At 60.0% G+C, this 13,656-nt stretch carries 12 protein-coding genes; 4 read left to right on the forward strand and 8 right to left on the reverse strand.

The window, feature by feature from the left end:
* Nucleotides 1-59: 59 nt before the first annotated feature.
* On the forward strand, nucleotides 60-551 hold the full coding sequence (locus ACR9ZQ_RS24995) for a histidine kinase (protein ID WP_310379797.1): 492 nt from the start codon (nucleotides 60-62) through the stop codon (nucleotides 549-551).
* Between the two features lie 87 nt (nucleotides 552-638).
* Nucleotides 639-1,619 carry a DUF72 domain-containing protein gene (locus ACR9ZQ_RS25000; RefSeq protein ID WP_310379799.1) on the forward strand — a complete coding sequence of 327 codons (981 nt, stop codon included), beginning with the start codon at nucleotides 639-641 and terminating at the stop codon, nucleotides 1,617-1,619.
* Here the strand turns inward: ACR9ZQ_RS25000 and pncB are convergent.
* The 8 genes from pncB to ACR9ZQ_RS25040 all read right to left on the reverse strand — a co-directional run bounded on the left by pncB (nucleotide 1,616) and on the right by ACR9ZQ_RS25040 (nucleotide 11,814).
* Nucleotides 1,616-2,920, reverse strand: a complete 1,305-nt coding sequence (gene pncB / locus ACR9ZQ_RS25005; RefSeq protein WP_310379801.1) for a nicotinate phosphoribosyltransferase — start codon at nucleotides 2,918-2,920, stop codon at nucleotides 1,616-1,618. The two genes, ACR9ZQ_RS25000 and pncB, sit on opposite strands and share 4 nt — an antisense overlap.
* 177 nt (nucleotides 2,921-3,097) lie before the next feature.
* Entirely contained in the window at nucleotides 3,098-3,391 is a 294-nt protein-coding gene (locus ACR9ZQ_RS25010) for a hypothetical protein (RefSeq protein ID WP_310379803.1), read from the reverse strand.
* 854 nt (nucleotides 3,392-4,245) lie between these two features.
* Nucleotides 4,246-5,205 carry a 2-hydroxyacid dehydrogenase gene (locus tag ACR9ZQ_RS25015; protein ID WP_481428964.1) on the reverse strand — a complete coding sequence of 320 codons (960 nt, stop codon included), beginning with the start codon at nucleotides 5,203-5,205 and terminating at the stop codon, nucleotides 4,246-4,248.
* Between the two features lie 25 nt (nucleotides 5,206-5,230).
* Nucleotides 5,231-6,859, reverse strand: coding sequence for an ABC transporter ATP-binding protein (locus ACR9ZQ_RS25020; protein WP_310379807.1), 1,629 nt, complete (start codon nucleotides 6,857-6,859; stop codon nucleotides 5,231-5,233).
* A complete protein-coding gene (locus ACR9ZQ_RS25025; protein WP_310379809.1) occupies nucleotides 6,856-8,004 on the reverse strand; it encodes an ABC transporter permease in 1,149 nt (382 codons plus the stop codon). Before ACR9ZQ_RS25025 ends, ACR9ZQ_RS25020 begins: the two co-directional genes overlap by 4 nt.
* Nucleotides 8,004-9,092, reverse strand: a complete 1,089-nt coding sequence (locus ACR9ZQ_RS25030; protein ID WP_439017017.1) for a microcin C ABC transporter permease YejB — start codon at nucleotides 9,090-9,092, stop codon at nucleotides 8,004-8,006. The genes ACR9ZQ_RS25025 and ACR9ZQ_RS25030 overlap by 1 nt, the downstream gene beginning before the upstream one ends.
* Nucleotides 9,093-9,240: 148 nt before the next feature.
* Nucleotides 9,241-11,073 (reverse strand): extracellular solute-binding protein, encoded by a 1,833-nt coding sequence (locus tag ACR9ZQ_RS25035; RefSeq protein ID WP_113320535.1) that lies wholly within the window; start codon nucleotides 11,071-11,073, stop codon nucleotides 9,241-9,243.
* A gap of 111 nt (nucleotides 11,074-11,184) precedes the next feature.
* Nucleotides 11,185-11,814 carry a TetR/AcrR family transcriptional regulator gene (locus ACR9ZQ_RS25040; protein WP_481428965.1) on the reverse strand — a complete coding sequence of 210 codons (630 nt, stop codon included), beginning with the start codon at nucleotides 11,812-11,814 and terminating at the stop codon, nucleotides 11,185-11,187.
* Nucleotides 11,815-11,855: 41 nt separating this feature from the next.
* Here ACR9ZQ_RS25040 and ACR9ZQ_RS25045 point away from each other — a divergent pair, with 41 nt between their 5' ends.
* A complete protein-coding gene (locus tag ACR9ZQ_RS25045) occupies nucleotides 11,856-12,428 on the forward strand; it encodes an isochorismatase family protein (protein WP_481428966.1) in 573 nt (190 codons plus the stop codon).
* 107 nt (nucleotides 12,429-12,535) lie between these two features.
* A complete protein-coding gene (mepA, locus tag ACR9ZQ_RS25050; RefSeq protein WP_481428967.1) occupies nucleotides 12,536-13,642 on the forward strand; it encodes a penicillin-insensitive murein endopeptidase in 1,107 nt (368 codons plus the stop codon).
* Nucleotides 13,643-13,656: the final 14 nt, after the last annotated feature.

The following is a 13,656-nucleotide window of genomic DNA, read 5'->3' on the forward strand; positions in this document are numbered from 1 at the left end:
GAGCGAGAGGGGTGGCAAGGGCTGCTGCCCGCCGGGGCGCGACCATCCGGGGACCTACCATGAAGAAACTCATCATTGCGGCCGCCTTTGCGGCATTCCTGCCTGTGATGGCCCAGGCGGAAACGCTGGAATTTCCGAGCGACGATCCGGTCGCGACCGTCACCATTCCCGACAACTGGGGACCGAAGGAAACGGAGACCGGCATAGACGCTTCGTCGGCCGATTCGGCGATCTATCTTTCGATCGATGTTGCCGATGAGAAGACCAGCGACAAGATCATCGACGAAGCCTTCGCCTTCCTGCAGAAGAACGGCGTGAGCATCGAGGAGAAGACCCAGAAGGAGTCCGAAGCCGAGATCAACGGCATGAAGATGAAGACCTTCGATTGGGATGGCACCGACAAGGAAGGCGCCGTCAATATCGGCGTCGCCGTGCTTTCGCCTGCTGAAGGCAAGCTGCTCCTGATCACCTACTGGGGCACTAAGGGCAAGCAGGACGCCCATGACGACGAGCTGATCGCCATCATCAGCTCGCTGAAGCCGGCCGGCTGATCTTGTCCGACGCGATGCGAGGCGCTGCCAGCAAGGCGGCGCCTTTTTCATGCGGGAACAAGTGCGCGCCGGCGCGGTTCCTTTCCCATGGCAAAAACAGGCACGATCCGCATCGGCATATCGGGATGGACCTATGCGCCCTGGCGCGGTGTCTTCTATCCCAATGGATTGGCTAGGAAGAGCGAGCTTGCCTATGCCTCCCGGCAATTTCCCTCCATAGAGATCAACGGCACGTTCTATGGGCTGCAGAAGCCGGATGTTTTCGCCCGCTGGCGTGACGAGACGCCGGATGGTTTCGTCTTTTCGGTCAAGGGATCGCGCTACATCACTCATCTGCGGCGCCTACGCGACATCGAAACGCCACTCGCCAATTTCCTCGCCTCCGGCCTGCTGCGGCTGGGGCCAAAACTCGGGCCGATCCTCTGGCAATTTCCGCCAAACCTGACATTCGATGCCGACCTGTTCGCGCGCTTTCTGGCAATGCTGCCTGGAGATACAGATGCTGCTGCCGAAATCGCGAAGCAGCATGACGAACGGCTTGATGGCCGTGCCTGGACGAAGAGCGAGACGACGCAGCCCATGCGCCACGCGCTGGAAATTCGCCACGACAGTTTCTGCACGCCCGAATTCATCGAATTGCTGCGTGAACACAAAGTCGGGCTGGTGATCGCCGATACCGTGGAATGGCCGTTGCTGATGGATGTGACGGCCGACTTCATCTATTGCCGACTGCACGGATCGGAACAGCTTTATGTCAGCGGCTATAGCGATGAGGCGCTTGATCGCTGGGCTGGACGCATCGATGCCTGGACGCACGGAATCGAGCCTGATGATGCCAGCCGTATCAAGCCGCCGCTGAAACGCTCGGCGAAGGGCCGCGATGTCTATGTCTATTTCGACAACGATGTGAAGGTACGCGCGCCGGCCGACGCCCGATCGCTCGCCGAGAGGCTCGGTGTCGCCCACCCGCCTGACGACAGTGTCATCGTCAATCAGAAACGCCGCGGCGGCAGGCTTGTGGTAGAAGAGCCGCGCCGGCATTGGCCGACGCCGCGTTCCGTTTCTTAGACCAGCACGGCCTGATCGGTCCGATCCTCGGCGCCAAAGAATTTCAGATAGCGCTCGACTTCGGCCGGTTCGCCGGTCGCCTTTTGCGGATTGTCCGAGAGCTTCACCGCCGGGCGGCCATTGGCGTCGCTCACCTTGCAGACGATGGAAATCGGCAGGAAGTCGGAACTGTCGTTCGGCGCGCAGCCGGCGAAGTCATTCGTCAGGTTCGTGCCCCAGCCGAAGCTCATGCGCACGCGTCCTTCGAAATGCTTGTAGGTGTCGATGATCGCATCGACATCGAGGCCATCGGAGAAGATCAGGAGTTTCTGGCGCGGGTCGCGGCCCATCTTCTTCCACCAGTCGATGATCTTTTCGCCGCCTTCGACCGGCGGGGCGCTGTCCGGGCGAAAGCCGGTCCAGTCGGCCACCCATTCCGGCGCGTCGCGCAGGAAGGCGGCCGTTCCGAAGGCGTCCGGCAGGACGATCAGCAGGTTGCCGCCATAGAGCTTGTTCCAGTCGCGCAGCACCTTGTAGGGCGCGTTCTTGAGCTGCTCGTCGGTCTCGGCAAGGGCTGCCGCCACCATCGGCAGCTCATGCGCATTGGTACCGACGGCTTCGAGATCGGAATCCATAGCCAGCAATACATTACTGGTGCCGGTAAATGCCGGACCGATTCCTTCCTTCAGCGCTTCCACGCACCAACGCTGCCAGAGGAAGCTGTGGCGGCGGCGGGTGCCGAAATCGGAAATGCGCAGGCCCGGCAATTCACGCAGCTTTTCTACCTTGGCCCACATCTTGGCCTTGGCGCGGGCATAGAGCACGTCAAGCGTGAAGGGACCCATCGTCTTCATGGCTGCGCGCGAGCGCAGCTCGTTGATGATGGCGAGGGCCGGGATTTCCCACATGGTCGTTTCCTTCCACGACCCATGGAAATCCAGCACATACTGGCCGTCTTTCTTGGAGAGCTCATATTCCGGCAGCTGGAAATTGGAGAGCCAGGCCAGGAATTCCGGCTCGAAGATCTGTGCGCGGCCATAGAAGCTGTTACCGGCGAGCCAGATCATCTCCTTCTTGGCGAGCCTGAGCGTGCGCGCATGATCGAGATGCTCGCGCAATTCGCCCTCGTCGATCTGTTCTGCAAGGCGCACGCGCTTGGTGCGGTTGATGAGCGTGAAAGAGGCATTGACCTCAGGATAGAGCTTCCAGATCATCTGCAGCATCAGAAGCTTGTAGAAATCCGTATCGATCAGACTGCGAACGATCGGATCGAGTTTCCAGGTATGATTGTAGACGCGCCTAGCGATATCGGTCCTGGCCATGAAACTCCTGCCTGTCCGTCAATCCGGTCAGGTGCGGCCCTGGAACGGCCAGCGCACAAACCGGCTCGTGCGCTTTCTTATCGAAAAATCGATCGGCAAAGTCCAGAAAAAACAACAGGCAACGTCCCGCAGCAGGAATGGCTGCGGGACGTGGTTTAAATGCCTGACATCCGCACGTTATTGTGCGGGTGCCGCGGGCTGAGCCGGGGCTGGGCTGGCGTTCTGCGCGGGAGCGGCTGGAACCTGCGACTGCATTGCCTGGCCCGGCTGCTGCGGAGCGACGTCATTGGCTTGCCTCTGGCCCCAGATCTCGACGGGGATCCAAATGAGGAAAGCCAGCACGAGGGCGGCCACCAGCACCGTCAGGATGCGACGACCCGTGCGGCCCTGCCTGGCCTTCAAAGGCGAAATCTGCTCTTCGGCGTGCAGCTTCTGATCGGACTTTTCCCAACGCGTTTCGGTGTGCGTCATGGTCGTCTCCTTCGGTTATCCGCGGGCGAGGCTCGCGGAACTTCGGATGAGAAACGAGGAGCCGTGCCGGATGGTTCCGAAGGGGATCTGGGCATGTCGTTATCGCAAGACCCCGCCATGCTCAGCGGCGTAGACAAATTCACCGAATGACGAAATTAGGATCTTTGTTGGCGCGCTGCCAATCGAGCCATCAAAGCCGTCGGAGCCAAATCGTATCCTGTTGCCCTCTCACCGGACCAGTTGAGCCCACAAAAGAGACCATCCTTGGGCTTGCTGCCGATCAAAATTTGTCCAAGCCGCCTAGGTCCATTGATGATGCGATCATGGGAGCCTCAAGTCCAAACCGAGCATACTGCTAAGGGCGAAGGCGACGAGCCCCACGCCTAGGAGCGCCAGCGCGAAGACTGCGGCCATCTTGCCGCCCGTGCGTAGTACCGCTCGCCTGTTTCCCTTCTCTCCTCGATCGTAATGCCACTTGATGGCGAAGAACATGGCCGTTCCTAAAGCGAAAACCTTAAACGTAACGAAGACTACAGGGACCCAATCCATTTTAAGGACTCTCATGTGCATCAGCTACGCGCCTTATGATCTCATCTCAGGCAAACGCATACTTCCTATTATGCAACGCAGATATGTAATAGCAGGTGGCAGTTTCCTGGCCTGTGTCGTGGGGTCGGGAATGACCGCTCAGGGCCGGAAACGGACATTGGCGGCGCTTGCTCAATAGTTCCGCGCTTTTGCGCGACGCGCGCTACAGCATCGGCCCGAAAATCGGAATCGATTTTCGGAAAGCCTGATACGTAAGATCAAAGAGTTAGAACGTCCTTTGTGCGTCCAAACGGACGCACGGCGCTCTAGTACCCCGCCTTGCGATCGACGACGAATTGCAGCGGCTCGCCGCGTTCGAAGCGGGCGATCTGGGTCTCGACATGACGGAAAAGCGCGTTCTCTTCGGAGATCGCAGCGTCATGCGGGGTGATGAAGACAGTCTCCAGATGCCAGAGCGGATCGTCCGCCGGCAGCGGTTCGACCTCGAAGACATCGAGCGAGGCGCCGCCGAGCACGCCGCCCTCGATCGCCGCAACGATATCGGCCTGGACCTGGCTCTTGCCGCGGCCTGCATTGATGAAAACCGGTTTGCCGAGCGCACCGCCCTGGCGGAGCCTGGCGAAGAAGGCCTTGTTGTACAGGCCCGTGGTGTCGGGCGTCAGCGGCAGCAGGCCGACGACGATATCGGTCTTCGACAGGAAGCCATCGAGCTCCGAGCCGTCGAAGGTTTCGATGCCTTCAACCTCTTTCTTCGAGCGCGACCAGCCGATCACGTTGAAGCCCATGACCCTGAGCTTGGCGACGGCATCCTGGCCGAGAATACCGAGGCCCATGACACCGACGGTGATTTCGGCGGCTTCCGGCGGGACGAGCTTGCCCCAGACCCTGTCGCGCTGGTCTTTGTCGTGCTCGCGCTGCAGGCGCAGGTGCATGAGGCATTGCATGACCACCCATTCGCTCATGCGCGTCGTCAGGCTGCGATCGACGAAGCGAACGATCGGGATGTCAGGCAGATCGGGAATGAACAGGATGCTATCGACCCCGGCGCCGCCGGAAAAGAGCACCTTCAGGTTCGGCGCGCGCTGGAAGATATCGGCATCCGGCTTCCAGAGCAGCGCGTAATCGACACCGGTCAGGTCGAGCGCCTTGTTCGCGGGATCGGCTGAATTGATGCTGCCGCGATCGGCAAAGGCGGTCTTGAGGATGCGGGCAACGGTATCAGGGTCGAACTTGAGATCGACGAGAATGGGAGGTCTTGCTGACATGATCTTCTTTACTGCTGCCCGTCTTTTACTGCTGAATTGCCGGCGTCGGCACCGCCTCGATGTTGAAGGCGGCGGCCATCAGCGCCCTGGTATAGTCATCCTTCGGCGCACGGAAGATATCCGCTGACGGCCCCTGTTCCACCACCTTGCCGAAGCGCATGACGATGACGTCATTGGCAAGCGCCTTGACCACTTTCAGGTCGTGGCTGATGAAGAGATAAGCAAGTTCGTGCTTCTTCTGCAGATCGCGCAAGAGATCCACCACCTGCGCCTGCACGCTCATATCCAGCGCCGAGGTCGGCTCATCGAGCATAACGAAGCGTGGCTTCAGAACCATGGCGCGTGCGATCGCGATGCGCTGGCGCTGGCCGCCGGAGAATTCGTGCGGGAAGCGCCAGCGGGTGAGCGGATCGAGGCCGACTTCTTCAAGCGCCCAGCAGACGCGCTGGTCGCGCTCTTCGGCCGAGAGCGAGCGCTCGTGCACTTTCAGGCCTTCGGCAACGATATCGCCGACGGACATGCGTGGGCTCAGCGAGCCATAGGGATCCTGGAAGACGACCTGAAGCTGATTGCGCAGCGGTCGCATATCGGTGAATGAATAGCTTGCTATATCTTTTCCGACGAAGGAAATGCGCCCCTTCGAGGAGATGAGACGCGTGAGCGCCAGCCCCAGCGTGGTCTTGCCGGAGCCGGATTCGCCGACGACCCCGAGCGTCTGCCCCGCTCTGAGCGTCAGGTCGATGCCGTCGACGGCCTTCACGTGATCGACGACCTTGCGCATGAAACCGGCCTTGATCGGAAACCAGACCTTGATGTCATTGCCTTCCATGACAACAGGCTTGGAGGCGTCGGTCACCGGCGGCTCGCCGCGCGGTTCGGAGGCAAGCAAATGGCGCGTATAGTCATGCTTCGGATCGGTGAAGACCTCTTCCACCGGTCCGGTCTCGACGATCTTGCCCTTGGTCATGACGCAGACGCGGTCGGCGAATTTGCGCACGATGCCGAGATCGTGGGTGATGAAGAGCATGGACATGCCGTGCTCGCCCTTCAGCTTGCGCAAGAGTTCGAGGATCTGCGCCTGGACCGTGACGTCGAGCGCGGTGGTCGGCTCGTCGGCGATCAGCAATTCGGGCCGATTGGCGAGCGCCATTGCGATCATCACACGCTGACGCTGGCCGCCCGAGAGTTCATGCGGATAGGCTTTCAGCCGTTTTTCCGGCTCGCGGATGCCGACCTGGTTCAGCAACTCCAGCACGCGGGTACGCGCCGCCTGCCCGGTCATACCCTGATGCAGTGCGAGGATTTCGGCAATCTGCTTTTCGATCGTATGGAGCGGATTGAGCGATGTCATCGGCTCCTGGAAGATCATGGTGATGTCGTTGCCGCGAACTTCGCGCAATTCGCGGTCGGAGGCCTTCAGCAGATCCTTGCCCTTGAAGAAGATCTCGCCGCTCGGATGGCTTGCCGAGGGATAGGGCAGAAGCCGCAGGATCGAATTTGCAGAGACCGACTTGCCGGAACCGGATTCGCCGACGAGAGCGACAACCTCGCCCTTATGGATATCAAAAGAGATGCGATCGACGGCAAGCGAGGTTTCGCCACCCTGATGGAAGGCGACCGAGAGATCGCGGACGGAGAGCAGCGTTTCACTCATTGGAACGTCTTTCTCGGATCGAAGGCATCGCGCACCGCTTCGCCGATGAAGATCAGCAGCGACAGCATGATCGACATGGTGAAGAAGGCCGTCAGCCCGAGCCATGGCGCCTGAAGATTGGCCTTGCCCTGGGCGATCAGTTCACCGAGCGAGGGAGAGCCCGGCGGCATGCCGAAGCCCAGGAAGTCGAGCGAGGTCAGCGTGGTGATCGAGCCTGAGAGGATGAAGGGCAGGAAGGTCAGCGTCGCGACCATCGCATTCGGCAGCATATGCCGCCACATGATGGTGCGGTTGTTGACGCCGAGGGCGCGAGCGGCCCGGACATATTCGAAATTGCGGGCGCGCAGGAACTCGGCACGCACGACGCCGACGAAGCCCACCCAGGAGAAGAGCAGCATGATGCCGAGCAGCACGAAGAAGCCGGGCGGCAGGATGGCGGCGATGATCAACAGAATGTAGAGCACCGGCATCGAGGACCATATCTCGATGAAACGCTGGAAAAACAGGTCGGTCCAGCCGCCGAAATAACCCTGAATGGCACCGGCCGTCACGCCGATGACGGCCGAGCAGATGGTGAGTACCAGGCCGAAGAGAACGGATATGCGGAAGCCATAGATGACGCGGGCAAATACATCGCGCGCCTGATCGTCCGTGCCGAGCCAGTTGAGATTGCCGAGCCTGCAGCCGGGATCATCGACGCCCTGCGGATAGGCCGAGCAACGCTCCTGCGCCGACATCAGCCAGAAGGGCGCGGTTGGGGCCGAATGCGGGATATTGGAATTGACCGACTGATAGGAGTAGCGGATCGGCGGCCAGATCATCCAGCCGTTGGCGTTGATCTCATCCGATATGACGGAGGAGCGGTAGTCCGTCTCGGCCAGGAAGCCGCCGAACTTCTCTTCGGGATAATCGACGATGACAGGGAAAAGGATCTCGCCCTTGTAGGAGGCGATGATCGGCCTGTCATTGGCGATGAATTCGGCAAAGAGGCTGAGCACGAAGAGGACGAGGAACAGCCAGAGCGACCAGTAGCCGCGCTTGTTGGCCTTGAAGTTCCGCCAGCGCCTGATGTTGGTGGGCGACAGCAGGCCTTTGCGGGGCGGGCGGACGGGTGCGGCCGTCGTCGGATTTGCGGCGACATCCATCAGACGTCCCTCCGCTCGAAATCGATGCGCGGATCGATCCAGGTATAGAGCAGGTCGGATATCAGGCCGACGAAGAGGCCGAGCAGCGAGAAGATGTAGAGCGTTGCAAAGACGATCGGATAATCGCGGTTGACGACCGAGAGGTAGCCGAGGCGCCCCAAGCCATCGAGGGAGAAGATATTCTCGATCAGCAGCGAGCCGGTGAAGAAGGCGGAGATGAAGGCGCTCGGGAAGCTTGCAATGACGATCAGCATGGCGTTGCGGAAGACATGACCATAGAGCACCTGCCGCTCGTTCAGGCCCTTGGCGCGCGCGGTGATGACATATTGCTTCTTGATCTCGTCGATGAAGGAATTCTTGGTCAGCAGCGTCGTCGTGGCAAAAGATGCCAGCGACAGCGAGATCAGCGGCAGCGTGAGGTGCCAGAAGTAGTCGAGCGGTTTCTGCCACCAGGCAAGCTGGTCGAAATTATCGGATACCAGGCCACGCAGCGGGAACCAGTCATAGAAGGAACCGCCGGCGAACAGTACGATCAGCAGGATGCCGAACAGGAAGCTCGGCACGGCATAACCGACGATGATGACGCCTGATGTCCAGACATCGAAGGAGGAGCCGTCCTTGACCGCTTTGCGGATGCCGAGCGGAATGGAGATGGCGTAGGAAAAGATCAGGATCCAGATGCCGAGCGAGATCGAGACCGGAAGTTTCTCGATAATCAGATTGAGCACGGTCGTGTTGCGGAAGAAGCTCTCGCCGAAATCGAAGCGGATGTAGTTCCACATCATCTCGCCGAAGCGGGTCAGCGGTGGTTTGTCGAAGCCGAACTGCTTTTCGAGCTTGGCGATCAGTTCCGGATCGAGGCCCTGCGCACCGCGATATTTCGAGCCGGCATCGTCTCCTCCACCGACCATGAGATCACCGCCGCCGGAGAGGCGTTGATCGGCACTGTCGGCCTGGCCGGTCAATTGGGAGATCACTTGCTCGACGGGGCCGCCGGGCGCGAATTGAACGACGACGAAGGAAATCGCCATGATGCCGATGATCGTCGGGATCATCAGAAGCAGGCGGCGAAGAATATAGGCTCCCATCAGTCTCGGGCCTCCGGGAATATCTTCGCCTGCATGCCGTCCAGTCTATTGCCGTTCAATCTGCCAGCCTTCCTTTGCCGGCTTGTGCCGGCATTCATGATTCGTCGATGCCATTTGGAGCGCAGGCCCCCTCGCATTGCAAGTCTGCTCATTTCGCCGAGGTGGACCACCAAGCATCGGGGAAGCCAAGGCCGTATGCCGGAAACTCTGCCGGACGCGTCACCGTATTCCAATAAGCAATCGAATAGGTGTCCCGGTAGAACAGCGGAATGACATAGTGATTGGCGAGCAGCACACGGTCCATAGCCTTGATGGCCGCAACCTGTTCATCTCTGTTGGGGGCAAAGATAATCATGCGAACAAGCGCATCGACGGCCGGATTGGCGATGCCGGCATAGTTGCGCGACCCTTGCTGATTGGCGGAACCCGATCCCCAGTAATCGGCCTGCTCGTTGCCGGGGTTCACGGTTTCGGCCCAGACATTCCAGATCATATCGAAATCGAAGCTGCGCGCACGGTTGGTATATTGCGCGGCATCGACTGTGCGGATCCGCGCATCGATACCGATCTTCTTCAAATTGGTGGCATAGGGCACCGCCCAGCGCTCAAGCAAGGGGCTCGACAACAATATCTCGAAGCTCATCGGCTGACCGCTCTTGGCATTGACCATCCGATTGCCCTTCAGCTCCCAGCCGGCTTCTTTCAGAAGGGAGATCGCCTTGCGAAGGTTGTCACGGCTTTTCTGCGGATCCCCGCCAACGGGATTGCTGTAGGGGGTCGTGAAGATGTCCGCGGGAACCTGATCCTTCAAGCCCTGAAGAATTTCCAGCTCCCTGCCTTGCGGAAGGCCGGACGAGGCAAGATCGGTGTTCCAGAAGTAGCTGTCGATCCGCTTGTAGCTGTTGTAGGCGACCGTGCGGTTCAATTCCTCGAAATCGAAGCCGTAATTCAACGCCTCGCGCACCCGCTCGTCCTTGAAGATGTCGCGCCGCATATTCGGCACCAGCGCCTGCATGATGCCGGTGGAGCGCAGGGGATTGGTAACCTCTTCCTTCTTGATGCGCCCTTCCTTCACGGCGGGGAAATCATATCCTGTTGCCCAACGCGCAGCAAAAGTCTCCTGCCAGTAATCGCTGTTGCCGGCACGGAACGCTTCGAACTCGACGTCCCGATCGCCATAATAGGTGTAGAGAATGTTGCGGAAATTGTTCTGACCAACGTTCACATTGAGGTCCTTGCCCCAATAGTCGTCCCGCAACTCGTAGCGGATCGTCGCACCAGCCGAGAAGGCGGCAATTTTGTATGGTCCCGAACCCATGACCGGCTCAAGCGTCGTCTTCGAAATGTCTCGCGGTTTGCCATCCGGTCCCGGTGCCTCCCACCAGTGTTTCGGCACGATCATCAATTGGCCGAGAATATTCGGCAGCTCGCGATTGTTCTTTTCATCGAAGGTGAATGTAACGTCCCGCTCGCCCGTCTTCTCGGCCTTGACCACGTGATGGTAGTAGTTCCCGGCAAGCGGGTTCAGCTCCTTGGTCTTGTCGAAGCTGAAAACGACGTCTTCGGGCGTGACCGGCTGGCCATCAGCCCATTTTGCTTCCTTGCGAAGGCGAAAGGTGGCGCTCGAAACGTCGGGCGGATAGGAAAGGCCTTCAGCAAGCAGACCATAGGAGACGAGGAGTTCGTCATCAGCTGGCTTCAGCAGGGTGTCGTAAACGAGCGACAAACCCACCGCTGTCTGGCCTTTTGCCAGCAAAGGATTGAAAGTGTCGAAAGTGCCGCTTGAAGACAGGCGCAGGTCGCCGCCTTTCGGGGCATCGGGATTGACGTAGTCGAAGCGGGTAAAGCCCGGCTTGTACTTCATCTCGCTGATGACCGAACTGCCGATTTTAAACTGCTGGTCCTGAGCCAATACAGTCATAGGTGCGAGCGCACCCGCCAATGCTACCAGCACACCGATTTTCGACCACGAAGCCACTATTCATTCTTCCCCTGTTATTAGTTTCGCCGACAATACGAGAAATGCAGGCGAAAAACAGGAAAGAGTTTGTTTTTTACCGGGCTCGCGAAATTTTGACCTTACCAATGGAGGTCAGGGCGTCACCTCCTCGAGGCGCTTGCGGAGCATGCGACGCAGCTCTCCAACCAGGCGCGGATCGCCCGAACCATCAGGGTCATTGGCGGCCGCGACGACGATGCGCAGCAGCTCCAGGACGAGGGCGCCCAGGAGATCGACATCGCGCTCGACCGACGGTTCAGCATTCTTCAGGAGTGCGGTGATGTTGGCACGAAGCTCCGCACGCGACTTCGCCTTTCGCTCCTTCGGCACGTCGCGTCGCGCGGCGAGAACCGGAAATTCCGGATGATCCTCGATGAACCGGCCGAGCCGCGTAAAGATCGCATCGCCGATTTCGGCAGCACTCTTCCCCCTGGTCTTCTCGGCGAGTTCGGCGAGCCCGCTGTTCAGATGCTGCAGGCGATCGATATGCAGCGCCTCGGCAAGCAGAGGCTTGGTCGGGAAGAACTGATAGAGCGAACCGATCGAAGAATTTGCCGCCGCGGCAATCTCCGTCATGGTTGCGGCGTCATAGCCTTTTTCGAGAAAGACCCTGGCTGCCGCTTCCAGCAGGATCGCAACGCGCTCATGGCCGCGCTGGCGTTTCGGCACACGGGTTTGCGGTTCGGGGCTTGATTTTTGTGAGGCTATCCTCGTATTTTTCATTGTGAGGATACCCTCATATTTCCTTCCCCCGGAGATTTCTCATGTCCCTTTATGATCCGAAGACCACCGCACTCATTTCCATCGACCTGCAAGGCTTCATCGTCGGCCGGCAGCTTGCGCCCCATCCCGCCCCGCAAGTGATCGAGAATACCGCCGCAATCGCCACCAGGCTGAAATCCGAAGGCGGGACGGTGATCCTCGTTACCGTCGGATTCTCCCCGGACTATGCCGATGCTGTCAACCAGCCGGTGGACGAGCCGACGGTTTTCCCGGAAGGTGGTCTTCCGGCGGCCGCGCTTGCGGCACCAGTGGAAATCGCTGCGCTCGCAGTCGACGTCCATATCGTCAAGCATCAGTGGAGCGCCTTCTACGGCACGGAACTGGACCTCCAGCTTCGCCGCCGCGGTATCAGGACCGTGATCCTGACCGGCATCGCCACGAATTTCGGCGTCGAGGCGACGATCCGCGATGCATTTGCTCATAATTATGCTGTCATCGCTGTCGAGGATGCGATGAGCACCTTCACCGCCGAAATGCATTCGCTTGCCTGTGAGCGCATCCTGCGGCGCCTGTCGCGCGTGCGCAAAACGGCCGAGGTTCTGGCCAACGCGTGATGCTGCGGCGATCCGTCCCCACGCCGCCTGCCAAAACATCGATTCACCAAAATTGCTTTTCACGATAGATTCGATTGCAAATCACTTTGGCGCAGCAAGGGAATGGCATGGCTTTCGGCTTGGCTCAGGTTTTCAGGACTTTCGGCAAACTGACATTCGATGTCAGGGCGTTTGGCAAGCTGACGCTTGCCGGCGCGATGGGCGCAAGCCTTATCGCCGGTGATGTCGGCGCACAGCAGAAGACGCCGAGCCCCGGCAGCGCCAAGGCGATTTTCGGCGCCGTGAAATTGCCGACGCAGGGGCCGGCGCAGCCGATCGGTTTCTATGCCAAGGGCTGCATGACCGGTGCGGAGGCGCTGCCGGCGGACGGGCCGACCTGGCAGGCGATGCGCCTTTCACGCAATCGGCGCTGGGGCAATCCGGTGATGATATCGCTTCTGGAAAAATTCTCGCAGGATGCGCGTGCCAAGATCGGCTGGCCGGGCATCCTGGTCGGCGACATTGCCCAGCCGCGCGGCGGGCCGATGTTCAACGGCCATGCGTCGCACCAGATCGGGCTGGATGCCGATGTCTGGTTTACACCCATGCCCTCGCAGCGCTTGAGCTACGAACAGCGGGAAGATCTGCCCTTCACCACCATGCTGCAGAAAGACAAGTTCCTGACCGTCGATCCGAAAGTATGGAGCGAGCAGCGGGCGGCACTCTTGATGCTGGCGGCAAGCTATCCGCAGGTCGAGCGCATCTTCGTCAATCCGGCAATCAAGAAGAAGATGTGCGACACCTGGACCGGCGACCGCACCAATCTCGGCAAACTGCGGCCCGAATACGGGCACGATTCGCATTTCCATATCCGCATCAAATGCCCTGTTGGAGCCAAGGGCTGTACAGGGCAGGCGCCGGTGGCTGGCGGTGACGGCTGCGACGAATCGCTTGCCTGGTGGTTCACCAAGGAACCTTGGGCGGCGCCGAAGCCGCCGCAACCCGGTGCAAAGCCGCCGAAGCCGCCGCGTGAGGTCATGGTCTCCGACCTGCCGAAGGCCTGCTCTGCCGTTGTCGATGCCCCGTCCATCGCCTCTACGGAAGCCGGGACCTATGGCGGCCCTTCCGCGGCGAGTGCTCTGACAGCAGCCCCGGCGGCTGCACCACCTGTCGATACCGGCAGCGCACTTCCTTCCGTCGGCCCGGTTCCGAACGACAAGCCGGTCGTGCAATAGGCTGAACAGGCCAA

It is taken from the genome of Rhizobium sp. KNZ14-9A (genome assembly GCF_056755015.1).

What these genes read in the sequence shown, in the direction of transcription:
- ACR9ZQ_RS24995 (WP_310379797.1), top strand. Translation starts at nt 60, where the DNA reads ATGAAGAAACTCATCATTGCGGCCGCCTTTGCGGCATTCCTGCCTGTG.
- ACR9ZQ_RS25000 (WP_310379799.1), top strand. Translation starts at nt 639, where the DNA reads ATGGCAAAAACAGGCACGATCCGCATCGGCATATCGGGATGGACCTAT.
- pncB (WP_310379801.1), bottom strand. Translation starts at nt 2,920, where the DNA reads ATGGCCAGGACCGATATCGCTAGGCGCGTCTACAATCATACCTGGAAA.
- ACR9ZQ_RS25010 (WP_310379803.1), bottom strand. Translation starts at nt 3,391, where the DNA reads ATGACGCACACCGAAACGCGTTGGGAAAAGTCCGATCAGAAGCTGCAC.
- ACR9ZQ_RS25015 (WP_481428964.1), bottom strand. Translation starts at nt 5,205, where the DNA reads ATGTCAGCAAGACCTCCCATTCTCGTCGATCTCAAGTTCGACCCTGAT.
- ACR9ZQ_RS25020 (WP_310379807.1), bottom strand. Translation starts at nt 6,859, where the DNA reads ATGAGTGAAACGCTGCTCTCCGTCCGCGATCTCTCGGTCGCCTTCCAT.
- ACR9ZQ_RS25025 (WP_310379809.1), bottom strand. Translation starts at nt 8,004, where the DNA reads ATGGATGTCGCCGCAAATCCGACGACGGCCGCACCCGTCCGCCCGCCC.
- ACR9ZQ_RS25030 (WP_439017017.1), bottom strand. Translation starts at nt 9,092, where the DNA reads ATGGGAGCCTATATTCTTCGCCGCCTGCTTCTGATGATCCCGACGATC.
- ACR9ZQ_RS25040 (WP_481428965.1), bottom strand. Translation starts at nt 11,814, where the DNA reads ATGAAAAATACGAGGATAGCCTCACAAAAATCAAGCCCCGAACCGCAA.
- ACR9ZQ_RS25045 (WP_481428966.1), top strand. Translation starts at nt 11,856, where the DNA reads ATGTCCCTTTATGATCCGAAGACCACCGCACTCATTTCCATCGACCTG.
- mepA (WP_481428967.1), top strand. Translation starts at nt 12,536, where the DNA reads ATGGCTTTCGGCTTGGCTCAGGTTTTCAGGACTTTCGGCAAACTGACA.